At 48.2% G+C, this 21,895-nt stretch carries 22 protein-coding genes; 15 read left to right on the forward strand and 7 right to left on the reverse strand.

Features of this window, described 5'->3' with window-relative positions; genetic code table 11:
• Positions 1-108 precede the first annotated feature (108 nt).
• The 9 genes from ACQUQM_RS07295 to ACQUQM_RS07335 all read left to right on the forward strand — a co-directional run bounded on the left by ACQUQM_RS07295 (position 109) and on the right by ACQUQM_RS07335 (position 10,663).
• A complete protein-coding gene (locus ACQUQM_RS07295) occupies positions 109-573 on the forward strand; it encodes an NUDIX hydrolase (protein WP_432473822.1) in 465 nt (154 codons plus the stop codon).
• A gap of 66 nt (positions 574-639) precedes the next feature.
• Positions 640-1,740, forward strand: a complete 1,101-nt coding sequence (gene mnmA / locus ACQUQM_RS07300) for a tRNA 2-thiouridine(34) synthase MnmA (RefSeq protein WP_432473823.1) — start codon at positions 640-642, stop codon at positions 1,738-1,740.
• Positions 1,741-1,809: 69 nt separating this feature from the next.
• Positions 1,810-2,478, forward strand: coding sequence for a high frequency lysogenization protein HflD (hflD, locus tag ACQUQM_RS07305; protein ID WP_432473824.1), 669 nt, complete (start codon positions 1,810-1,812; stop codon positions 2,476-2,478).
• A gap of 114 nt (positions 2,479-2,592) precedes the next feature.
• Positions 2,593-3,957 (forward strand): adenylosuccinate lyase, encoded by a 1,365-nt coding sequence (gene purB / locus ACQUQM_RS07310; RefSeq protein ID WP_432473825.1) that lies wholly within the window; start codon positions 2,593-2,595, stop codon positions 3,955-3,957.
• 109 nt (positions 3,958-4,066) lie between these two features.
• Positions 4,067-4,906, forward strand: a complete 840-nt coding sequence (locus tag ACQUQM_RS07315) for an alpha/beta fold hydrolase (protein ID WP_432473826.1) — start codon at positions 4,067-4,069, stop codon at positions 4,904-4,906.
• A gap of 131 nt (positions 4,907-5,037) precedes the next feature.
• Positions 5,038-5,796: a tRNA (cytosine(32)/uridine(32)-2'-O)-methyltransferase TrmJ gene (gene trmJ, locus ACQUQM_RS07320; RefSeq protein ID WP_432473827.1), complete on the forward strand. Its 759-nt coding sequence runs from the start codon at positions 5,038-5,040 to the stop codon at positions 5,794-5,796.
• Entirely contained in the window at positions 5,793-6,950 is a 1,158-nt protein-coding gene (locus tag ACQUQM_RS07325; protein ID WP_432473828.1) for a JmjC domain-containing protein, read from the forward strand. Before trmJ ends, ACQUQM_RS07325 begins: the two co-directional genes overlap by 4 nt.
• Before the next feature lie 585 nt (positions 6,951-7,535).
• A complete protein-coding gene (locus ACQUQM_RS07330) occupies positions 7,536-9,134 on the forward strand; it encodes an isocitrate lyase (RefSeq protein ID WP_432473829.1) in 1,599 nt (532 codons plus the stop codon).
• Positions 9,135-9,484: 350 nt separating this feature from the next.
• The gene (locus ACQUQM_RS07335) at positions 9,485-10,663 is read left to right on the forward strand and encodes a PilT/PilU family type 4a pilus ATPase (protein WP_432473830.1); all 1,179 of its coding nucleotides are present in this window, start codon (positions 9,485-9,487) and stop codon (positions 10,661-10,663) included.
• Here the strand turns inward: ACQUQM_RS07335 and ACQUQM_RS07340 are convergent.
• The gene (locus tag ACQUQM_RS07340; RefSeq protein WP_432473831.1) at positions 10,653-11,585 is read right to left on the reverse strand and encodes a LysR family transcriptional regulator; all 933 of its coding nucleotides are present in this window, start codon (positions 11,583-11,585) and stop codon (positions 10,653-10,655) included. The genes ACQUQM_RS07335 and ACQUQM_RS07340 overlap by 11 nt on opposite strands.
• 160 nt (positions 11,586-11,745) lie before the next feature.
• On the opposite strand from ACQUQM_RS07340, the gene ACQUQM_RS07345 reads away from it, so the two are divergent.
• From ACQUQM_RS07345 to ACQUQM_RS07360, 4 genes are all read left to right on the forward strand, one after another.
• Entirely contained in the window at positions 11,746-13,344 is a 1,599-nt protein-coding gene (locus tag ACQUQM_RS07345) for an isocitrate lyase (RefSeq protein WP_432473832.1), read from the forward strand.
• A gap of 225 nt (positions 13,345-13,569) precedes the next feature.
• Positions 13,570-14,133 carry a hypothetical protein gene (locus ACQUQM_RS07350; RefSeq protein WP_432473833.1) on the forward strand — a complete coding sequence of 188 codons (564 nt, stop codon included), beginning with the start codon at positions 13,570-13,572 and terminating at the stop codon, positions 14,131-14,133.
• A gap of 362 nt (positions 14,134-14,495) precedes the next feature.
• Positions 14,496-14,813, forward strand: coding sequence for a cupin domain-containing protein (locus ACQUQM_RS07355; protein WP_432473834.1), 318 nt, complete (start codon positions 14,496-14,498; stop codon positions 14,811-14,813).
• A gap of 847 nt (positions 14,814-15,660) precedes the next feature.
• The gene (locus ACQUQM_RS07360; RefSeq protein ID WP_432473835.1) at positions 15,661-16,500 is read left to right on the forward strand and encodes an enoyl-CoA hydratase-related protein; all 840 of its coding nucleotides are present in this window, start codon (positions 15,661-15,663) and stop codon (positions 16,498-16,500) included.
• Positions 16,501-16,573: 73 nt separating this feature from the next.
• Here the strand turns inward: ACQUQM_RS07360 and ACQUQM_RS07365 are convergent, their stop codons facing one another.
• Together ACQUQM_RS07365 and ACQUQM_RS07370 are read right to left on the reverse strand one after the other, a co-directional pair.
• On the reverse strand, positions 16,574-16,921 hold the full coding sequence (locus ACQUQM_RS07365; RefSeq protein ID WP_432473836.1) for a RidA family protein: 348 nt from the start codon (positions 16,919-16,921) through the stop codon (positions 16,574-16,576).
• A 25-nt stretch (positions 16,922-16,946) separates the two neighbouring features.
• Positions 16,947-17,294, reverse strand: coding sequence for a RidA family protein (locus ACQUQM_RS07370; RefSeq protein WP_432473837.1), 348 nt, complete (start codon positions 17,292-17,294; stop codon positions 16,947-16,949).
• A 351-nt stretch (positions 17,295-17,645) separates the two neighbouring features.
• Here ACQUQM_RS07370 and ACQUQM_RS07375 point away from each other — a divergent pair, with 351 nt between their 5' ends.
• Positions 17,646-18,053: an immunity protein Imm33 domain-containing protein gene (locus tag ACQUQM_RS07375; RefSeq protein WP_432473838.1), complete on the forward strand. Its 408-nt coding sequence runs from the start codon at positions 17,646-17,648 to the stop codon at positions 18,051-18,053.
• Positions 18,054-18,101: 48 nt separating this feature from the next.
• Here ACQUQM_RS07375 and ACQUQM_RS07380 read toward each other — a convergent pair whose 3' ends face one another.
• The 4 genes from ACQUQM_RS07380 to ACQUQM_RS07395 all read right to left on the reverse strand — a co-directional run bounded on the left by ACQUQM_RS07380 (position 18,102) and on the right by ACQUQM_RS07395 (position 21,315).
• Positions 18,102-18,626 carry an O-acetyl-ADP-ribose deacetylase gene (locus tag ACQUQM_RS07380; protein WP_432473839.1) on the reverse strand — a complete coding sequence of 175 codons (525 nt, stop codon included), beginning with the start codon at positions 18,624-18,626 and terminating at the stop codon, positions 18,102-18,104.
• Complete coding sequence (gene amrA / locus ACQUQM_RS07385) at positions 18,619-19,242, reverse strand: AmmeMemoRadiSam system protein A (RefSeq protein ID WP_432473840.1); 624 nt, start codon at positions 19,240-19,242, stop codon at positions 18,619-18,621. The genes ACQUQM_RS07380 and amrA overlap by 8 nt, the downstream gene beginning before the upstream one ends.
• Positions 19,220-20,023 (reverse strand): AmmeMemoRadiSam system protein B, encoded by an 804-nt coding sequence (gene amrB / locus ACQUQM_RS07390; protein ID WP_432473841.1) that lies wholly within the window; start codon positions 20,021-20,023, stop codon positions 19,220-19,222. The genes amrA and amrB overlap by 23 nt, the downstream gene beginning before the upstream one ends.
• A gap of 341 nt (positions 20,024-20,364) precedes the next feature.
• Entirely contained in the window at positions 20,365-21,315 is a 951-nt protein-coding gene (locus tag ACQUQM_RS07395; RefSeq protein WP_432473842.1) for a tRNA dihydrouridine synthase, read from the reverse strand.
• 38 nt (positions 21,316-21,353) lie between these two features.
• Here ACQUQM_RS07395 and thpR point away from each other — a divergent pair, with 38 nt between their 5' ends.
• Positions 21,354-21,860 (forward strand): RNA 2',3'-cyclic phosphodiesterase, encoded by a 507-nt coding sequence (gene thpR / locus ACQUQM_RS07400; protein ID WP_432473843.1) that lies wholly within the window; start codon positions 21,354-21,356, stop codon positions 21,858-21,860.
• The last annotated feature ends 35 nt before the right edge of the window (positions 21,861-21,895 follow it).

The raw sequence follows: 21,895 nt of genomic DNA on the forward strand, positions 1-21,895 counted from the left end.
TGCCATTAATGTTATCTTTTGCCACCTCAAGCGGTAGCCTTATTATAGCGAGCCCTGCAAGTCAGCGCTCGATCACAGACCGCAACCTTATTTATGACGGAATGTAACATGCGTTGGACACCTCATGCGACAGTCGCGACCATTGTTGAACAAAACGGCCGCTTTCTATGTATCGAAGAGCAATCAAACTCTTTGGGTAAGCTGGTTATTAACCAACCCGCAGGCCATGTAGAACCCGGCGAGTCTTTTGTCGCAGCCGCAATCCGCGAGACTCAGGAAGAGACCGGCTGGACAGTACAGCCTACCGCTCTGCTTGGCATGTATGTTTATACCGCGCCGAGTAATAATATCACTTACCATCGCTACTGTTTTATCGCCAATGCGATCACTTATGATCCGGATCAAACCTTGGACACCGGAATTGAGCACGCATTATGGCTAAGCGTTGATGAGCTACAGGCCCGTAACGATCAGTTGCGCAGTCCGATGGTACTTAAATGTATCAAAGACTATTTGGCAGGGCGACGCTTTCCGTTAGACTTTATTGCGGAACAGGTAGCCGATACAAATTGAAATCAGGCTAACGCACCCAATATAGCTATTCAGAAATAATTAAACAGCAAGGTATAACGATCAGATATGTCAGATCCGGCCAACACTAAAGTAATTGTCGGCATGTCCGGCGGTGTAGACTCATCCGTCTCAGCACTTATCCTGCAACAACAGGGGTATCAGGTTGAAGGCCTGTTCATGAAAAACTGGGACGAAGACGATGGTAGCGAATACTGCACCGCCATGGATGATCTTGCCGACGCTCAGGCAGTTTGCGATAAACTAGGGCTTAAACTGCACACCGCTAATTTCGCCGCGGAATACTGGGACAATGTGTTTGAGCATTTCCTGGAAGAGTATAAAGCCGGGCGCACACCAAATCCGGACATTCTGTGTAATCGTGAAATTAAGTTTAAAGCATTTCTGGACTACGCCAGAATACTCGGTGCCGATCTGATTGCTACCGGTCACTATGTTCGCCGTGGCGAAGTAGACGGTAGCGCCGCCCTGCTCAAAGGCCTGGACAACAACAAAGACCAGAGTTATTTTCTGCATCAGGTAGGCTGCGACGAACTGGCGCAAACCCTGTTTCCGGTAGGTGAACTGGAAAAACCAGAGGTTCGACGACTGGCCGAAGAGCACGACCTGATTACACACAACAAGAAAGACAGCACCGGCATCTGCTTTATAGGCGAGCGCCGCTTCACTGACTTCCTGAAACAGTACCTGCCAGCACAACCAGGCCGGATTGAAACTCCGGACGGCGATGATATCGGCCAGCACCAGGGGTTGATGTATCATACTATCGGTCAGCGCCAGGGGCTCGGGATTGGCGGCCTCAAAAATTATCCTGAAGAACCTTGGTTTGTGGCTGAAAAAGACCTTGATCGCAATGTTTTGGTTGCGGTACAGGGCAAGCAACACCCCCTGCTGTTCAGCAACTGGCTCAGCGCCAGCGAAATATTCTGGATTAGTGGTGAGAAGCCACAACTCCCCCTGCGCTGTAAGGCCAAAGTTCGCTACCGTCAGTCGGATCAGGACTGTACTATAGATGCTACTGCTGAGGGCTACCTGATCCGTTTTGATGAACCACAAAGGGCAGTTACTCCAGGCCAGTCTGTCGCGATCTATCTTGATGATGTCTGCCTCGGCGGTGGTGTTATCGAAACGACGGGTAAAGACGATTAGCACCGGCGAAGACTATTAATAGTGTTGCGTCATTTTAATTGCAACTGCAAACAGGAACAGAACTGAACCATGTCGCGAGTAAACGATGAACAAGCAATCGCCCTTGCCGGTCTATTCCAGGCAGCAGGTCTGGTAGAGCAGATTGCTACCCGGGGTATGGTGCCGCAAAACAGTTTTGAAACCAGCATCTACAGCCTGTTCGTTACCGACCCTGGAAACACTGAACAGATTTTCGGCGGCGTTGATGAGTTGCCATACAACCTGGGGCCGGGATTTCGCAGCCTTCAGGAGCTATTAGACAAAAGCCGCAATGAACAGAATCAGGATGTAATCCGCTACGGCCTGAGTCTGATGCATCTGGAAAAAAAGCTATCAAAGCGACCAGATCTTCTGCAGACCATAGGCTCACGCATTGATCAGGTTAGCCAACAAGCTAGATACTTTGGTGACGGCTCGGAAGAGAGCCTGGAAACCCCTGCGGTTTATACTCACCCAAGCGTAATCGCCAATCTCGCGAGCCTGTATCAGGACACCCTGAGTACATTCAATTTCAGGATTCAGGTGACTGGAGAGCCACGTCACCTGCAAAACGCAGAAAACGCAGCTAAAATCAGGGCGCTATTATTGGCCGGTGTGCGTGCCGCCATGCTCTGGAGACAAGTCGGAGGAAAGCGTTGGCAGCTACTTTTTTTCAAATCCCGCCTGCGCCCTTCTATCAAAAAGATAACTGGCCGCTAATTCCAGCCACTTTTCAAATAAATATCAAAAAACCCAAGCCTCAGATTTTCACTGAGGCTTGAATTTCGCTATAATTCGCGCTCAAAATTCAACCTAGTCAGGTATTAAGTCGATATGGATCTAACTTCTTTAAGTGCAATTTCTCCGGTTGATGGTCGCTACGGTAGCAAGACCGCTGATCTGCGCCCGGTTTTCAGTGAGTTTGGCCTGATCCGTGCCCGCGTCACTGTAGAAGTTCGCTGGCTACAGAAACTGGCTGCCCATCCTCAGGTTTCCGAAGTACCGGCGCTGAGTGATGAAGCTAACGCCATCCTTAACGATCTGGTTGATAATTTCGGTGAAGCCGAAGCTATGCGTGTTAAAGAGATCGAACGCACGACTAACCACGACGTTAAAGCGGTTGAATACCTGATCAAGGAACGCATTCAGGACAATGCTGAACTCGCCGCAATCAGCGAGTTTGTTCACTTCGCCTGTACTTCTGAAGATATCAATAACCTGTCCCACGCACTGATGCTTAAAGAAGGCCAGGAAGTAATGCTTCCGGTTATGCAGCAAGTGACTGACGAGATCGCCAGAATGGGCCGTGAATTCGCTGCCCAGCCGATGTTGTCTCGCACCCATGGCCAGACTGCTTCCCCGACTACCGTTGGTAAAGAGATGGCGAACGTGGCTTACCGCCTGCAACGCCAGATCAAGCAGCTGGGTAACGTAGAACTGCTGGGTAAGATCAATGGTGCGGTTGGTAACTACAACGCTCACCTGTCAGCTTACGCTGATATTGACTGGGCGCAGAATGCTCAGGAATTCGTTGAAGGATTGGGCCTTAGCTTCAACCCTTACACTACCCAGATCGAGCCACATGACTACATAGCTGAGCTGTTTGATGCAGTATGTCGCTTCAACACCATCATCATCGATTTCGATCGCGATGTCTGGGGCTACATCTGCATGGGTTACTTCAAGCAGAAGACTATCGCCGGTGAAGTTGGTTCTTCCACTATGCCGCACAAAGTTAACCCGATCGACTTCGAAAACTCCGAAGGCAACCTGGGTATTGCCAACGCGGTAATGCAGCATCTGGCCGCTAAACTGCCGGTTTCCCGCTGGCAGCGTGACCTGACCGACTCTACTGTTCTGCGTAACATGGGCGTTGGTTTCGGTTACAGCCTGATCGCTTACCAGTCCAGCCTGAAGGGTATCAGTAAGCTGCAGCTTAACGCAGCTCGTCTGGATAGCGATCTGGAAAATAGCTGGGAAGTACTGGCTGAGCCAATTCAGACCGTTATGCGTCGCTACGGTATCGAAGAACCGTACGAAAAGCTAAAAGCCCTGACCCGTGGCCAGGATATGAGCAAAGCTACAATTCAGGCCTTTATCGATACTCTGGACATGCCTCAGGAAGCTAAGGATGAACTTAAGCAACTGACTCCGCATAACTATATCGGCAATGCCACTGAGCAAGCTAACGCAATCTGATTGCTTAGTCTGAGACCACGATAAAAAGCAGAGCAACCGCTCTGCTTTTTTATTAGCTTTTCTTTTGTCTAAATAACACTTTAATAAAGCCTCATAACCTGTTGATATTATGGAAAAGATAATTGCGAAAGATGGAGTTGAGATTCACTACCTCCGACTAGGGGCAGGCCATCCAATCATCTTTCTCCATGGCTGGAGTGCCAGCGCCAGAGACTGGCTGCCTTTCGCATCAGAGCTTGCTGAAAACCATGAGGTCATCTGCTGGGATGCCCGTGGTCATGGTGGACACCCATTAAGCCCGGACACCAGCACCCATGTCAGTGATATGGCGCGAGATCTTGCGCAACTGATCGAACATCACCAACTGGAACAGGTCACTATCGTTGGCCACTCAATGGGCGCCCTGACCCTATGGGAATATATTCGCCAGTTTGGTTGCGCTAAATTATCCGGTGTTTGTATCGTCGATCAGTCTCCTAAGCTGGTAACCAACGAGCAGTGGCACAACGGCATCTACGGTAACTTCAACCAGGCAGCCAATCTACGCCTTATCAGTAAGCTGCGTGAGGATTTCGGCGAAGGATTATTACAACTGGTAGCCAATGGTTATAATCGAAAATCCTACGATAACTATCAGCGCAACTCCCGCGGTTTCCAACAGATGCGTGAGCATCTCAACAGCCTCGAGGGCGAGCCTTTAGTACAATGCTGGGAAAGTCTGACAGCACAGGATTATCGTGACGTGCTACCTGCCATCACAGTGCCTGCACTACTGATATATGGTGATGAAAGTCAGTTTTACAGTGCTCAGGTTGCCGAATATGTGCGTGATAATATCCCGCTGGCAACACTGCATACCTATGAAAATTCAGATCACTCGCCACAACTGTGGCACCGCGATCGCTTTGTCTACGATCTGCGTTGTTTTACCGACAAGTTACAGACATAAAAACATAGCAGTACTGATTAACGACAAGCTTTATAACCTCGAATCAAGTTAATATCGCAACCGGACTTATCGCTTATTACTTCACTGAACAGGCGATAAAAGAGGCTGCTAACAATGGATAATGTACAACCATGCTCGACAATATTCGAATTGTACTGATCAACACTTTCCATCCCGGTAATATTGGTGCCGCCGCACGGGCCATGAAAAACATGGGTCTGAGCCAGCTTTATCTGGTTGATCCCCGCGTCTTTCCTGATGAAGAAGCTGATTCCCGCGCCGCAGGTGCAAAGGATCTGCTGGATAACGCTGTGGTAGTCGACAGCCTCGATGAAGCTATCGCTGATTGTCAGTTGGTTATCGGTACCAGCGCCCGTAACCGGACATTCGACTTGCCGATCTTCGATGCCCACGATTGCGCTAAAAAAGTGGTTGGCGAAGCACAGCACGGCAAAATCGCAATTATCTTCGGGCGTGAAACCATGGGCCTGCACAATGCTGAGCTACAGAAGTGCAATTACCATGTCTACATTCCTGCCAACCCCGATTATCCGGTACTTAACGTTTCCGCAGCGATACAGCTAGTCTGCTATGAAATCTGGCAAGCACACAGCAAAGCTAATTATGTCGAACAGGAACAGCCTTACCCGCGGCAGAAAGAGATGGCTCTGTTCTACGAACATCTGGAGAACGCCCTGCGCAGCACCCGCTTCATCATTCCCCAGCACGAGGGCAAGGTGATGGAAAAGCTGCGTCGCTATTTCAACCGCTCCAGACCAGAAAAAACTGAATTGAACATGCTGCGGGGCATTCTACGCTCAATCGACGAAACCGTCGCTAAGATCAAGCCTGTATCAGACCAGGCCAACGATAAAGGATCAGAGTCATGAGTCACTCACCATTCGGCGATATCTCTGTAGAAGAGTTTCTACGCGATTACTGGCAGAAGAAACCATTACTGGTACGTAACGCATTCCCGGATATCGAAGCTCCGGTTGGCGCAGATGAACTGGCCGGCCTGTCTTGCGAGGAAGAGGTCGAATCCCGCCTGGTAATCCAGAAGCCCAACAGCGATCACTGGGAGCTGAAACAAGGGCCTTTTGACGAAGATACTTTTTCTGACCTGCCAGAGAGCCACTGGACTCTTCTGGTTCAGGCCGTTGACCATTGGGTACCGGAGGCAAGCGAAATCGTCGAACAGTTCCGCTTTATCCCGAACTGGCGTTATGACGATCTGATGGTGAGTTTTGCCAGCAAAGATGGCGGCGTTGGCCCCCACTACGATAATTATGATGTATTCCTGATCCAGACCCAGGGTAAGCGGCGCTGGGAGATCGGCGGTCATTTCGATCAGAACTCACCACGACGATCCGATACCCCGGTTATGATAATTCCCGACTGGACGCCTGAACAGGTCTGGATACTTGAACCTGGTGATATGCTGTATATCCCCCCTCAGGTAGGCCACAACGGAATCGGTGAAACAGATGATTGCATGACTTACTCAGTTGGCTTTCGCGCCCCTTCCCATGCAGAGATAATGCGCAGCTTTACCGACTTTATTGGTGAAAAGCTGACTTCGGAATTCCGTTATAACGATCCGGATCTGGCTTTGCAGGAAAATCCCGGCGAAATTAAGCCCGAAGCGTTAGATAAGGTCCGTGCAATTTTTACAGATTACCTGCAGGATGATGCCCGCCTAGCTAAATGGCTTGGGGAGTATGTTACTGACCCTAAGTATCCTGATATTAACCAGGCCGCCGAAGAGCAGATCGACGCAGTTCAGCTTCGTGAGGCTCTCAAATCTGGCGACCTGCATTTCTGCCGCAATGAAGGCAGCAGATTCAGTTACAGCATCCGCAGTCAGCAAGCGTTGCAACTGTTTGTCGATGGCAACTGCTTTGAGGTAAGCGAATCTGCCTGTGCATTAGCAACAACCCTGTGTCAAAATCCGGCAATTGTTATTAGTCAGGGGGATTGGACAGAAGCACAGTTAAAACTGTTGGCCGACCTCTATAACCAGGGCTCGCTTTATATCGAATAAGCGATCGATTTACTACAATGCTGCTGACTACAAAAAGCCATCTCCGACTACAAGTAGTCAGCAACCCTTACGACAAAAGGCCATAACAGATGGTCTTTATCCGTTTTAGTCAACTGATTTACTTATAGTTTTATGCCCTTTTGAGGGGAATTTATCGATATACGCTTAGACCACTATTAATGTAGTGAAAATCACCTTATAACAATTAAGAATATCTAAAGCTACTTCTTATAACATTTATGTTTTGTAAAAAGCATCTTTTTGGTTCCATACGAAAGTCTTTAGACTTTCGACTATATCCACTCAAAGCACGATGAATAGAGCTTTTGCTGCGATGCAGCACATAATGGACTGTGTAGTTTAATTACAAACCGGCTAAACCCATGTTTTGTAGTATATTTACAGCCATTGTGCCCTGCACAAAAATGCTTTGACAGCCTCTCCGTAAAGCCCGCATTATTAAGTCCTCTTTTAAGTGTCAGCCACTTCGACAAATTGCTGACGCAAGATGTAAACCGCTCTTAGCAAAGCCACCTAATTACAAATAACGGCTCCGTTATTAGCTATCAAACAGAAGGATTAACCATGTCTAGTCTGAATCAAGATATCGAAACTATCGCAGCAGCAAAAGCCACTGCTGGTAGCCCTTGGGATGCTATTAACCCAGAATCTGCTGCTCGCATGCGCGCTCAGAATAAATTTAAAACGGGCTTAGACATCGCTCAGTACACGGCAGACATCATGCGTGCTGACATGGCTGCATTCGATAAAGACAAAACAAAGTACACTCAGTCTCTAGGCTGCTGGCACGGCTTTGTAGGTCAGCAAAAACTGATCTCTATCAAAAAGCACTTCGGTGGCAAAACTGATCGTCGTTACCTGTATCTGTCCGGCTGGATGGTTGCTGCGCTGCGTTCTGACTTCGGCCCCCTGCCTGACCAGTCTATGCACGAAAAAACCACTGTAGCGAACTTGGTTGAAGAGCTTTACACCTTCCTGCGTCAGGCTGATGCCCGTGAACTGGGCGGCCTGTTCCGCGCTCTGGATGCTGCCCGTGAAGCTGGCGATACTGCTGCAGAAGCTAAGATCCAGGATCAGATTGACAACCACGTGACTCACGTTGTGCCTATCGTTGCTGATATCGATGCTGGTTTCGGTAACGCTGAAGCGACTTACCTGATGGCTAAGCAGATGATCGAAGCCGGTGCTTGCGCACTTCAGATCGAAAACCAGGTTGCTGATGAGAAGCAGTGTGGTCACCAGGACGGTAAAGTAACCGTACCTCATGCTGACTTCCACGCTAAGCTACGTGCGCTACGTTATGCTTTCCTTGAGCTGGGTATCGACAACGGTGTTATCGTTGCACGTACCGACTCTGAAGGTGCTGGCCTGACTAAAGAGATCGCTGTTGTTAATGAACCTGGCGATCAGGGTGACGTATACAACTCTTACCTGGATGTTGAAGAGATCGACGTAGCTGATATGGCTGAAGGCGATGTATGCTTCAACCGTGACGGTAAGCTGGTTCGTCCTAAGCGTCTGCCTTCTGGCCTGTATCAGTTCCGTCAGGGCACTGGCCATGAGCGTTGTGTATTTGACTGTATCGAAGCTATTAATGCAGGTGCTGATCTACTATGGATCGAAACTGCGGTACCTACGGTACACGAAATCAAAGGCATGATGGATGATGTTCGTAAAGTTCACCCAGATGCTAAATTGGTTTACAACAACTCTCCATCGTTCAACTGGACGCTGAACTTCCGTCAGCAGACTTTCGATGCATGGGCTGCTGAAGGCAAAGACGTTTCTGCTTACGACCGCGCTAACCTCATGAGCGCTGAGTACGACAATTCAGAGCTTTCTGCTGTAGCTGACGAACGTACTCGTACTTTCCAGGCTGACACTGCACGTGAAGCGAACGTATTCCACCACCTGATCACTCTGCCGACCTACCACACTACTGCATTGTCTGTAGACAACCTGGCTAAAGAGTACTTCGGTGAGCAAGGTATGCTTGGTTACGTTAAGAACGTACAGCGTGAAGAGATCCGTCAGGGTATCGCATGCGTTAAGCACCAGAACATGTCTGGTTCTGACATGGGCGACGACCACAAAGAATACTTTGCTGGTGAGAACGCTCTGAAAGCTGGCGGTGCGAAAAACACCTCTAACCAGTTCGGTTAATAGCACCAAAGATAGTAAGGCTAACTGGTTAGGCGGTTAGTCTCTCTTAAAAAGCAGACTTCGGTCTGCTTTTTTATATCAGAACAAACTCATTCCCTAACCTTATCTGCCTTAACCTAGCTTGATTCAAACAATTATTCATTTTTAACTTATTTTGACCTCTCAGACTTTTAACCTCAGATTGGTTATATCTAAAGCCATCCCTCTGGGTTTCCTAGTAAAGTAAATATATTGCTGCGTTCTGTGCTGTAACCAGACGTTGAAATCAGTCTTTTACTAAAAATAGATTTCAGGTCTTAGTCACTACACCTGTTGAACTTAAGATTAAAAATGAGAGTCGGGTTATAACAATGGATTTTGAAAATTATTTAAAGCTGCTTGCCAAACACGATGGTTCTGACCTTTATCTAAGTACAGGCGCCCCTCCCTGCGCCAAGTTCGAGGGCACATTGAAGCCTCTTTCAAAAGAGCCGATGAAACCTGGCCAGATTGCAGAGATCGCTTATAAGGTAATGGATGAAGAGCAGCAGCAGGAATTTGAGCATGAGCTGGAAATGAATCTTGCTTATTCTATACCTTCTGTTGCGCGGTTTCGTATTAATATTTTTAAGCAGCGCAACGAGGTATCCATTGTTGCCCGTAATATCAAAATGGATATACCTCGCTTTGAAGATCTTAAACTACCGCCGATACTGAAAGAGGTGGTTATGGAAAAGCGGGGGCTGGTACTGTTTGTCGGAGGAACTGGCTCCGGGAAATCTACCTCTCTCGCTGCTTTAATTGACCATCGAAATAGTAATTCTGGCGGCCATATTATTACTATTGAAGATCCTATTGAGTTTGTACATCGACATAAGAAAAGTGTGATTAACCAGCGGGAAGTAGGAGTTGATACACGCAATTTTCATAACGCCCTAAAAAACACCTTACGGCAGGCGCCTGATGTCATTCTGATAGGCGAAATTCGTGACCGTGAAACCATGGAACATGCATTGGCATTTGCAGAAACCGGCCACCTGGCTATCTCTACCCTTCATGCTAATAATGCGAACCAGGCTCTCGATAGAATTATTAACTTCTTTCCTGAAGAGCGCAGGAACCAGCTGTTAATGGATCTGGGCATGAACATTCGCGCTTTTGTATCACAACGCCTAATTCCAACTATCGATGGTAAACGCTGTGCCGCAGTTGAGATTTTACTCGGTACTAAAACCATTCAGGAGTTAATCCTAAAAGGTGAATTCGAGAGTATCAAAGAGATCATGTCAAAATCTGAAAACTTAGGGATGCAAACCTTTGATGCGGCACTCTTCAACCTAGTGCAAGAGGGACGAATTTCAGGAGAGGAAGCGGTCAAAAATGCCGATTCCCCAAATAACTTAAGATTACGCTTAAAACTATCACAAGATCAGGGCGACGCCTCCCAGCAGCAAATATCATCTGGCCTGAACCTCACCCTGGAAGACCAAGAGGATGAGGAGGAAACTGACGACGAAGAGACTGGTAGTCAATTTAGCATTAAGCAGTAGCCACCTCGCTGATCAGATTTCGTAGCCATTGATGTGCAACGTTGTGCTGTAACAACGGACTCCAGGCCATTTTCAATTCAAAGTCCGGTATCTCAAACGGAGGTGGCTTAACTACTAGTCTCGGGTTTGCTGACTGCAACACCGCTGCTCGTGTAGGAATAGTTGCAATCAACCCCTTTTGTTCGGCAATATGCGCCGCAGACTGATAGTGCCGGGTAAATACCCGGATCTTACGTTTATCGCCGATCTGCTCCAACGCTTCGTCCACCCAACCCAGTCGTTTAGTATCTTTTGGTGAGATCCCCATACCGGCACCCATGCCGGTTTTACTTACCCACACATGATAAGCTTCTAGGTAGGTTTCGAGCCGAAAATCATTCGATATCGGATTATCAACGGCAAATAAGCATGAGAAGCTGTCTCTCCAGAGTGTCTTTTGGTGGAATGATTGCGGCATGGTATCAAAGCGGTTAATAACCAGATCAACCAACCCCTGCTCTACTTCGGTAAAACTCATATCGCTTGGAGTCAGAATATCCAGAACAATGTCCGGCGCTTCTTTACGTAGCCGTTTAAGCAGACGAGGCAGCAGTGTTGCCTCACCATAGTCACTGGTCATTATGCGAAACACCCTATCGCTCTTACTGGCGTCAAAAGCACTACTGGGCTCAATAACCTGCTCTACCGAAGATAGGATCTGTCGCAGGAGTGGCTGCAATGCCTGAGCACGCTCTGTGGGGACCATCCCCTCACTGGTACGTACCAGTAATGGATCGTTAAACGTCTCTCTTAACCGCCTCAAACCGTTACTCATAGCTGGTTGAGTAATACCTAACGCACTGGCAGAGCGGGTTACATTTCGTTCCCGCAACAGTACATCCAGATATACTAATAGATTCAGATCTACCTTATCGAGTGTCATAAAACCCCGTCATTAGTGGGCACAAGCACCACTATTTTTCTCATGAATACTGCAAATAATAGCCATTTATTTCCTTTATGTTAACCGCTCTCTTAAAATAGATCCTGAATCGAATAACAGAACAGTCCACACAGCTGTCACTATGAGAGAAGGAAAAGCCATGTCTACTCTGAATCAAGATATCGAAACTATCGCAGCGGCTAAAAATGCTGCTGGTAGCCCTTGGGATGCTATTAACCCAGAATCTGCTGCTCGCATGCGCGCTCAGAATAAATTCAAAACGGGCTTAGACATCGCTCAGTACACGGCAGACATCATGCGTGCTGACATGGCTGCATTCGATAAAGACAAAACAAAGTACACTCAGTCTCTAGGCTGCTGGCACGGCTTTGTAGGTCAGCAAAAACTGATCTCTATCAAAAAGCACTTCGGTGGCAAAACTGATCGTCGTTACCTGTATCTGTCCGGCTGGATGGTTGCTGCGCTGCGTTCTGACTTCGGCCCCCTGCCTGACCAGTCTATGCACGAAAAAACCACTGTAGCGAACTTGGTTGAAGAGCTTTACACCTTCCTGCGTCAGGCTGATGCCCGTGAACTGGGCGGCCTGTTCCGCGCTCTGGATGCTGCCCGTGAAGCTGGCGATACTGCTGCAGAAGCTAAGATCCAGGATCAGATTGACAACCACGTGACTCACGTTGTGCCTATCGTTGCTGATATCGATGCTGGTTTCGGTAACGCTGAAGCGACTTACCTGATGGCTAAGCAGATGATCGAAGCCGGTGCTTGCGCACTTCAGATCGAAAACCAGGTTGCTGATGAGAAGCAGTGTGGTCACCAGGACGGTAAAGTAACCGTACCTCATGCTGACTTCCACGCTAAGCTACGTGCGCTACGTTATGCTTTCCTTGAGCTGGGTATCGACAACGGTGTTATCGTTGCACGTACCGACTCTGAAGGTGCTGGCCTGACTAAAGAGATCGCTGTTGTTAATGAACCTGGCGATCAGGGTGACGTATACAACTCTTACCTGGATGTTGAAGAGATCGACGTAGCTGATATGGCTGAAGGCGATGTATGCTTCAACCGTGACGGTAAGCTGGTTCGTCCTAAGCGTCTGCCTTCTGGCCTGTATCAGTTCCGTCAGGGCACTGGCCATGAGCGTTGTGTATTTGACTGTATCGAAGCTATTAATGCAGGTGCTGATCTACTATGGATCGAAACTGCGGTACCTACGGTACACGAAATCAAAGGCATGATGGATGATGTTCGTAAAGTTCACCCAGATGCTAAATTGGTTTACAACAACTCTCCATCGTTCAACTGGACGCTGAACTTCCGTCAGCAGACTTTCGATGCATGGGCTGCTGAAGGCAAAGACGTTTCTGCTTACGACCGCGCTAACCTCATGAGCGCTGAGTACGACAATTCAGAGCTTTCTGCTGTAGCTGACGAACGTACTCGTACTTTCCAGGCTGACACTGCACGTGAAGCGAACGTATTCCACCACCTGATCACTCTGCCGACCTACCACACTACTGCATTGTCTGTAGACAACCTGGCTAAAGAGTACTTCGGTGAGCAAGGTATGCTTGGTTACGTTAAGAACGTACAGCGTGAAGAGATCCGTCAGGGTATCGCATGCGTTAAGCACCAGAACATGTCTGGTTCTGACATGGGCGACGACCACAAAGAATACTTTGCTGGTGAGAACGCTCTGAAAGCTGGCGGTGCGAAAAATACCTCTAACCAGTTCGGTTAATAACTGAACTTATTTTAACTAGAGCATCCTGGTAATAACTCCTTAATTATCAGGGTACTGGATATAAAAGCGGCCCTTCTTTAAGGCGCCGCTTTTTTTATAAATAGCGGTTATTTCTAGTGAGCCAACCAAGGAACTTAAAGGCTTTTTACGTTAGAATTGAGGGACTTGCTTGTAGGTCTTCGGACCTGCTTTCTACTGCAAACTGATTAAGTGACTTTGAATATGACTGATACACCTACTTTTCTTAAAGATGCTAAAGATCTGTTAACCGAACAAAGCTTTGCTACGGGCGATACCTGGTATCACGGTACTTCATCGGCACTGGTCGACTCAATCAAAGAGCAGGGCTTGAAACGCTCAGGTGATAAAGCATTGAAGGCCGCCGCCAAAAAAACCATGGCAACTATCGGGAATAACTATACAGAATCGATTGAGCCGGTTTTTTTAACGCAAAGTAAAGAATTAGCTTTTTACTGGGCTGAACAAACTGTGAGAGACCGCAGCGTACGGGTTGAAGGTGATGAGCAGCCAGTCGTGTTTGCAGTAAAACTGCCAGAAGAATTGAATGCCAAGGTAAAACCCGATGTAGGTGCAGCGAGCTTACTGTTAGTGAAAGAGGGTGAAAACTTTATGGCTTATCTGGCGGGTATCTATCAGGCGAATGGTTACGATGCACCTGAAATAGATTTGATGAGAGCAGATCGTTTGGAGTACTTAAGTAAATTGGGCATGGCTTATTTTGATGCGGATGTTGATGCTTCATGCCTGGATCTGATTACTGGCTAAGCTGTTATTTTTATGCCTGATCAGGCTAATGCTCGGCGTTCTTCTCCACCTCCTTGCTGCCTGATCAGACGCCGGTAGCGCTAGCAGGCGCAATGGCAGTTTTTTTTATGTCAGATCAGGCTCGCGTTATGCGTTTTTCCCTTCCTGGAGTGCGGCCTGATCAGACTTCGGTATCGCTGCGCAGGCGCAATGGAACATTGCTGGCTACGCTTACCTCGCATTGGCTCCGCCAATGGGAGTTTGAATTTATTACTTTGTAGCTTTTGTTTTCAACCGGTCAGGAAATCGCATTTGGATAACCCCTTTAATGACAAATTTCTATGCTGGGCTATTCTTGATGCTAACAAAATAACAGAGACTGTATGATGCAAAACTTGCTCACCAATATCCCGGCTGAATTGCCCGGTGAACTATTCACTACTCTGCTGGAAAATGACAACCTTAAAATTGAACGCATTGTCTCCCGCGGACACCATTCGCCCGATAATGGCTGGTACGACCAGGATCAACACGAATGGGTGTTGGTAATTCAGGGAGAGGCACGCATAGGATATCCGGACAGCCCCTCCCGAAAGTTGACCGGCGGCGAGTATCTTCACATACCGGCCCACCGCAAACACCGGGTTGAGTGGACATTGCCAGGACAGGACACTATCTGGCTGGCTATCCACTATCAATAAGTTAATCTAACACCCGATTGAGCGGCGCTCTCACCTAGATCAGGCCAGGACATAGCCTGGCTGGTAACACACTATCAATAACCTAATCTAAACGCCCGGTTGAGTGGAGCTCTCACCTAGATCAGGTCAGGACACTATCTGGCTGGCTATCCACTATCAATAAGTTAATCTAACACCCGATTGAGTGGCGCTCTCACCTAGATCAGGCCAGGACATAGCCTGGCTGGTAACGCACTATCAATAACCTTATCTAAACGCCCGGTTGAGTGGCGCTCTCACCTAGATCAGGCCAGGACACTATCTGGCTGGCTATCCACTATTAATAAGCTAATCTAACACCCGATTGAGTGGCGCTCTCACCTAGATCAGGTCAGGACACTATCTGGCTGGCTATCCACTATCAATAAGCTAATCTAACACCCGATTGAGTGGCGCTCTCACCTAGATCAGGCCAGGACATAGCCTGGCTGGTAACGCACTATCAATAACCTTATCTAAACGCCCGGTTGAGTGGAGCTCTCACCTAGATCAGGTCAGGACACTATCTGGCTGGCTATCCACTATCAATAAGCTAATCTAACACCCGATTTAGTGGCGCTCTCACCTAGATCAGGCCAGGACATAGCCTGGCTGGTAACACACTATCAATAACCTAATCTAAACGCCCGGTTGAGTGGAGCTCTCACCTAGATCAGGTCAGGACACTATCTGGCTGGCGATTGCTATCAATAACCAAATTGATGCGCCTGGTCACTGATCCAGCTGCTTACTTCTGATACACTTTTAACGTTTTACAAAGGCGCATAGGTAACACGCCTCACTATAATAATGAACGAGATGGACCGAGATGACTGACAATCTGCAACTGCCGGCACTGAATGACAGCGAAATAACACTCAATGGCCGTGTCGCCACCCTCACCTTTCAACGCCACGATGTACGCAACGCACTAACCGGCACCGGGCTGATAGACGATATCGTTAATGTCGCCGACTGGATCAACCGAACCTCACTGGTTTCAGTGCTGATCATTACCGGAGATGGTAGTGCCTTCTCGGCCGGTGGCAATATCAAAGAGATGAGCGAACGCGACGGTGAACATAAAGATGGCGCCTTCGGCGGTGATGTATATGAAGTACAAAACAAGTACCGTCAGGGTATCCAGCGAATCCCGATGGCAATGAGCCAGATCGACATTCCGGTCATTGCAGCAATTAACGGCCCGGCTATTGGTGCCGGCTTCGACCTGACCTGTATGTGTGATCTGCGTATTGGCTCAGAGAAGGCCCTGATGGGTGAAACCTTTGTCAATCTAGGGATAATTCCTGGGGACGGCGGAGCCTGGTTTCTACAGCGCCTGATCGGCTATCAGAAAGCAGCCGAGCTGACACTTACCGGCCGGGTAATCGGCGCCGATGAAGCCAAAGAGCTCGGAATCCTGCTGGACATAGTCAAGCCGGAACAGCTAATGGAAAAAGCGCTGGAGATGGCGACCCGGATAGCGGAGAAGCCACCCCAGGCATTGCGCATGACTAAACGCCTGTTGAAAACCGCACAGAAAATGGAGCTGCCCGAGTTTCTGGAGCACTGCGCACTGATGCAGGGAGTTTGCCACAATACTGAAGATCACTTGGAAGCGGTGAATGCATTTGTTGAAAAGCGGACACCCAACTACAAAGGCAGATAAACCAACTTACCTTTTGCTTTGATCGTTAATAAAAAAGTAACGATCAAAGCTTCCCGGTTCTACAACCTGGATTCTACAAAGCAGCAGTGACGGTTACTTCGATCAACACTACATCACGCGCCATTTCCGCCTCGACACAGGTCCGGGCCGGAGCACAGCCTTCAGGCAGCCATTCATTCCATAGCTCATTAAAGACAGCGACGTCGTTGTTATCTTTAATATGAATCAAGGCAGAAAGCATTTTGCTTTTATCGCTACCGGCTTCAAGCAGGTGATCATCAATACGGGACAATACAGATCGGGTCTGACCGACGATGTCCTCATTCACATCCAGGGCAACCTGGCCACACAGATAAACGGTTTCATTGTGGACCACAATGCGACTTACTTTCTCGCTAGTACGCTTACGAATAATAGTCATTTTCTAATCTCTTATCTGACAGTTATCAAAGGGCTGCAATAACCGTCACTTCAACCAATACGTCATCATTAGCCATTGTTGACTGAACACAAGTCCGGGCAGGGGCACAACCTTCCGGTAACCATGCATTCCATAGCTCATTAAACGCGGCAACATCACTGTTATCTTTGACATGAATGAGTGCAGACAGCATCTTACTGTTGTCGCTACCAGCTTCTTTCAGATCATCATCAATGCTAGCCAATACCGCTTTTGTCTGGCCAACGATATCAGCGCTGACATCGACTGGGATCTGACCACAAAGGTAGACAGTTTCATTATGGATCACTATACGACTTAGTTTTTCACCCGTTCGCTTGCGAATATGAGTCATTGGATTATTTCCTATCTTAGAAAGTTAAAAGACCTGAACACTACGAAAACGGTACTGCTGGCATAACCAAATCGGCAGCCGCCATTCATTCAGTGTACCCAGGTTCAATTCAGAAAAAATTGGTTGCCTGAGGCCAGCGCTAAAGGCTGACAATAGCACGAGGCACTAAGCCAAACAGAGAAAGGGTTTTCATATAATGAAATCTGGAAGCACGATACGAAAAATTGAGCCGTGCTCAAAATTCCCACATGACAGATCAGACAAGCCCATTTTTCCTACGGCTGACTAAACTTTCTTTACGATTCATATTAAAATATTGCATCTGAATTCCCTCCCCCTTTTGGAGTTGTTATGAGTCTTGATGATGTAGATAAGCCTGTTTCCAAAGAAGATGAAACGGCCCAGACCAAAAACGGTTTTCTGGCGCTGGTTTCCAGGCTGGTCTTTGATGAGAAGCTACCCGTACGTTTTATGTACAAAACCGTGCCTGAGCACCTCAACGATACCGGCTGGAGAATGTTTACAGGTTACGAGACCCCGGAATTCCTTGAAGATGAAGTGACTAACCTCATTCCTGTTGATGTTGAAAAGATGGTCAAGATCGACCCATCCATTAAAGAGCTGGTTGAATATAATGCTGGCACTGTTTGGGAGCGTACACCAGAGTCAGATGGCTGGGAGCGGGTCTATGATTTTAAGATTCCATCAAGTGAGGTAGATGTAAACATCACCAATGACGTAGATGATTTTAAACACTGATTAGCTACTGAATGACTAAGGAGGGTGCACGCGCTGACTCCCTCCATTTTAGTAAGCTTTAAGCGCCGCCTCATACAAGCTGGCCATCTGGCGATCAAAACAGCAGAATATCACTTTAAGCACTGCCCCTTCTGACGCCAGCAGGCTATTTACTTCCTGTTGTACAATGCTTACTGCAACACTCACGGCCTGGTCTTTAGGGTAACCGTAAATACCGCAACTAATAGCCGGAAAAGCGATCGACTGAACACCATGCCTTACGGCAAGCCGCAAGCTTTCACGATAACAAGATGCTAGTAGCTGCGCTTCTTTACAATGACCGCCCTGCCATACAGGGCCGACAGTATGGATAATATAGCTGGCTGGCAGGTTGTATCCGCCAGTTATCCTGGCCTCACCAGTCTGGCAGCCATCAAGAGTTTTGCATTCAGCCAGCAATTGCGGCCCCGCTGCCCGATGAATTGCCCCGTCGACACCCCCGCCACCCAGCAAAGAGCTGTTCGCAGCATTCACAACAGCATCGACTTTTAGTTGCGTAATATCCCCTTCAATTACTGAAATACTGTTAATCATTCGGTGTATCCTGAGTGATCTTTATGGCCTGGTAGACCTGACATTGCACAGCATCAGACCAGTAGTCCAAGCTGAGCCCGGCCTTTTGCTTAAGTCGCTCAACAAAACTTTTCGGATCTGGCAGCTGCTCCCACACTGCCGGCAGAAAGGTAGCCCGGTTATCTCCGGCTTCGAATACCAGCCCATCCACACCTGGACGAAGTTTTTGCAGCAGTTCTGTATTGTTTAACACCGACAATTCGCGCATTGGAGTGAGTACTGATATCTCCACCTCCAGCTGTTCCGACTCATCCCGGCTGACCGGGTTAAATCGCTGATCTCTGAAAGCTGCCAGATAAGCATTACGACTAACCGCATCAACTAGCCGGCTATCCGCCTGCAGATTACCGACGCATCCCCTTAGCTGCCCGTCAATTTTCAGCGTAACAAAGCATGCCCTCTGGCGTTGAAGGCTTGGATATTCACAAGAAACAATTTCACCACCAACGGGCTGCTGCCTATCCAGGCCGACCTTGATAACACTCCGCACTAGAGCAAGCAGATACTCCTGTTCGGCCTTCGTGTACTGCTCACCTTCCGTGCATACACCATTCTTAGCAGAAAGCATAAGCGGCATACCCCACTACCCGACTCTTATCACCAGCTGTATCTCCAGAGTTACAGATACCCAACTTCTCGACCGTCAGTCCCAGTTGCTTAGCACTTAATAACAATCCGTTCATCGCAAAACAACCACAAGCCTGCTCCGGCTTGATATCCGGATTTAATCTTTCAATGTGTGATGATGTATCTGCATCAATATCCCGGGCTTCATCATATGAGTGGAAATGACTCAAGTCAGAACTAATGACTAACAGCGTATCTTCTGAAGCCATCACATACTCAACCACAGCAGCTACCTGACGGGCATCAACGTGGCCAACAACCAGAGGAACAACCGCCTTGTCCAGACCTATGTTTTGCAGGAACGGCAGCTGGACTTCAAGACAATGCTCTTGCGCGTGGGCAGAGTCATTAACTGTCACTAAACCAGTTTCTTCCAGCTCTCTGGTAAATGCTGTATCCAGTTGCACATCCCCCAGCGGGGTGCGCCATTGATCTGCTCTAAGGCTGGCAATACTGCTTAGCGGGACCCGGTGGGACGGCCCCATCATTACGACCCGCTTAATTGAATCGGTATAAGCTCGCAAGCGGTTGTATGCCAGAGCTGCAATAGCGCCGGAATAGATCAGTCCGGCATGAGGAACAATCACTGCCTTAGGTATTACCTCAGGGTGAACGCCAGATTCTGGCTGAAGGTGCTGGTTGTCGGCCAGCAACTTGCTTACCAAGCCTGCTAACTGGTCTTTATTATCCGGATAAAACATACCGGCGACGGCAGGATTCTTGATTTTCATGGCAAAATTTCCTGTATCGGTTTCACGCTAACGGCAATACTATCTTTGTCACAAACTGCCTGAGAAAGAGCGGCAATAAAAAGCACTCGATAACCAGCAATTTATAAACAGCATAGTGAATTATAGCCATTCATACCGACAGGAGAATAAGACAACAAAGAAAGTCATCTAAGAATTACTCCTGATTGATTACAGCTACTGCAAGAAATACTCGAGAAGGCAGACAGTGGCTGAGTACACAGCCCTTTTAAGCCCCGAAACTTTAGTTACATCAAGAAGCCCGCTGCTCTGAAAGCCCCCTTCAGACAGGGTACCGGGCTTCGACAACAAGCATCATCAGATCAGCCCTGATAGCCTTTAAGAAACGCCCGAACTTCGGACACCTGCTTAAGAGTACGCATAGCCTGAAGCATCTCAGCAGCCTCTGGGTACTGACGTTGCATCATCTTAAGCCACTGCTTAATACGGCCATGCACATACTTCGGCGCTAATTGTTCGACTACCATTTCGAGAAACACCAACAACAACTGCTGCATTTCAGTCCATGAAAGATGCATCGGATCATCACCCCGCTGCAATGCTTTAATTCGCAGACCCAGGTCCGGCGAGGCAACCAGCCCGCGACCTATCATGACATCGTCACAACCACTGACTTCACGGCAGCGCTGATAATCCTGCCAGGTCCATACCTCACCATTGGCGGTGACCGGGATATCAATATGCTCCCTGATCCGGGCGATCCACTCCCAGTGGGCTGGAGGGCGATAACCCTCCTCTTTAGTCCGGGCATGGACAGTCAGGCCATCGGCACCTGCATCAGCAATTGCTGATGCATTTTCCAGTGCCAGGGTCTTATCAGAGAAACCCAGGCGCATTTTGGCAGTAACCGGCACCTCCGCAGGTACCTGAAGGCGGACCTGTCGTACGATTTCATGAACCAGCTCAGGTTCTTTCAACAGCACAGCTCCGCCCTTACTCTTATTCACGGTTTTAGCCGGACAACCAAAATTAAGATCTATCGCTGTAGCGCCTATCTTCACGGCTTTAGCAGCATTACCTGCTAATACCCCAGGGTCGCTTCCCAGTAGCTGTAAAACAACGGGCACTCCGGCACTGGTGTTAGATTCATTAAACAGCTCAGGACAGATACGGCGAAATACTTTAGCGGGCAACACCCGGTCCGATACACGCACAAACTCCGTTACGCACTGATCTATACCACCTATACGGGTAAGCATTTCACGCATCGGCGCATCAACTACCCCTTCCATCGGGGCCAGAACTATCTTCACTGCTGTTTACCACCTAAAATTTAACTATGCGCCTGTTTATGAGCTTAGATCCACCAAAAAAATTACAGCACCAGATCCTTCAGCTTTGTCCGGTGAATAAAAGTACCCGGATACTTAAGGCGGATCAGATTCACCTGACACTGCTATTTCTGGGCGAGCAGCCAGACAGTATCATTCCTGAAATTGCCGAAGCACTGGAAACGTTACACTTTAACTCATTTGCAATTGAACTGGATGATACTGGTCATTTCAGATCCGGCGTTATCTGGCTTGGCGTTAAACACAATACAGCATTGCTTAATCTTCAGAAAAATATTGCAATACTGCTACAACAACAAGGCATCAGTTTTGATCACCGAAGATTCAGTCCCCATATCACACTGGCCCGCAGCAAAAGACATTTAAAAGCATACCTGTTACAGCAATATCACCAGGCGTTTCATGAGCAACGGTTCGGATTCCAGGCTGATAAATTACTGCTCAAGAGCAGCCAGCTCACACAGCAAGGCGCTATTCACCGCATTGAAGCCGAGTGGACACCCTAAGTAAGTCATATAGCAATGACTAAAAATGCCCGCGC

It is taken from the genome of Amphritea sp. HPY, assembly GCF_050870985.1.
GTDB lineage: Bacteria > Pseudomonadota > Gammaproteobacteria > Pseudomonadales > Balneatricaceae > Amphritea.

Excerpts from the sequence above, each read along its gene's own strand:
- trmJ (WP_432473827.1), top strand. The coding sequence starts at position 5,038 with ATGCTCGACAATATTCGAATTGTACTGATCAACACTTTCCATCCCGGT.
- ACQUQM_RS07350 (WP_432473833.1), top strand. The coding sequence starts at position 13,570 with ATGACTGATACACCTACTTTTCTTAAAGATGCTAAAGATCTGTTAACC.
- thpR (WP_432473843.1), top strand. The coding sequence starts at position 21,354 with ATGAGCTTAGATCCACCAAAAAAATTACAGCACCAGATCCTTCAGCTT.
- purB (WP_432473825.1), top strand. The coding sequence starts at position 2,593 with ATGGATCTAACTTCTTTAAGTGCAATTTCTCCGGTTGATGGTCGCTAC.
- ACQUQM_RS07325 (WP_432473828.1), top strand. The coding sequence starts at position 5,793 with ATGAGTCACTCACCATTCGGCGATATCTCTGTAGAAGAGTTTCTACGC.
- ACQUQM_RS07370 (WP_432473837.1), bottom strand. The coding sequence starts at position 17,294 with ATGACTCATATTCGCAAGCGAACGGGTGAAAAACTAAGTCGTATAGTG.
- ACQUQM_RS07380 (WP_432473839.1), bottom strand. The coding sequence starts at position 18,626 with ATGATTAACAGTATTTCAGTAATTGAAGGGGATATTACGCAACTAAAA.
- ACQUQM_RS07315 (WP_432473826.1), top strand. The coding sequence starts at position 4,067 with ATGGAAAAGATAATTGCGAAAGATGGAGTTGAGATTCACTACCTCCGA.
- ACQUQM_RS07295 (WP_432473822.1), top strand. The coding sequence starts at position 109 with ATGCGTTGGACACCTCATGCGACAGTCGCGACCATTGTTGAACAAAAC.
- ACQUQM_RS07340 (WP_432473831.1), bottom strand. The coding sequence starts at position 11,585 with ATGACACTCGATAAGGTAGATCTGAATCTATTAGTATATCTGGATGTA.
- ACQUQM_RS07345 (WP_432473832.1), top strand. The coding sequence starts at position 11,746 with ATGTCTACTCTGAATCAAGATATCGAAACTATCGCAGCGGCTAAAAAT.
- ACQUQM_RS07355 (WP_432473834.1), top strand. The coding sequence starts at position 14,496 with ATGATGCAAAACTTGCTCACCAATATCCCGGCTGAATTGCCCGGTGAA.
- ACQUQM_RS07330 (WP_432473829.1), top strand. The coding sequence starts at position 7,536 with ATGTCTAGTCTGAATCAAGATATCGAAACTATCGCAGCAGCAAAAGCC.
- hflD (WP_432473824.1), top strand. The coding sequence starts at position 1,810 with ATGTCGCGAGTAAACGATGAACAAGCAATCGCCCTTGCCGGTCTATTC.
- amrB (WP_432473841.1), bottom strand. The coding sequence starts at position 20,023 with ATGAAAATCAAGAATCCTGCCGTCGCCGGTATGTTTTATCCGGATAAT.
- amrA (WP_432473840.1), bottom strand. The coding sequence starts at position 19,242 with ATGCCGCTTATGCTTTCTGCTAAGAATGGTGTATGCACGGAAGGTGAG.
- mnmA (WP_432473823.1), top strand. The coding sequence starts at position 640 with ATGTCAGATCCGGCCAACACTAAAGTAATTGTCGGCATGTCCGGCGGT.
- ACQUQM_RS07375 (WP_432473838.1), top strand. The coding sequence starts at position 17,646 with ATGAGTCTTGATGATGTAGATAAGCCTGTTTCCAAAGAAGATGAAACG.
- ACQUQM_RS07335 (WP_432473830.1), top strand. The coding sequence starts at position 9,485 with ATGGATTTTGAAAATTATTTAAAGCTGCTTGCCAAACACGATGGTTCT.
- ACQUQM_RS07365 (WP_432473836.1), bottom strand. The coding sequence starts at position 16,921 with ATGACTATTATTCGTAAGCGTACTAGCGAGAAAGTAAGTCGCATTGTG.
- ACQUQM_RS07360 (WP_432473835.1), top strand. The coding sequence starts at position 15,661 with ATGACTGACAATCTGCAACTGCCGGCACTGAATGACAGCGAAATAACA.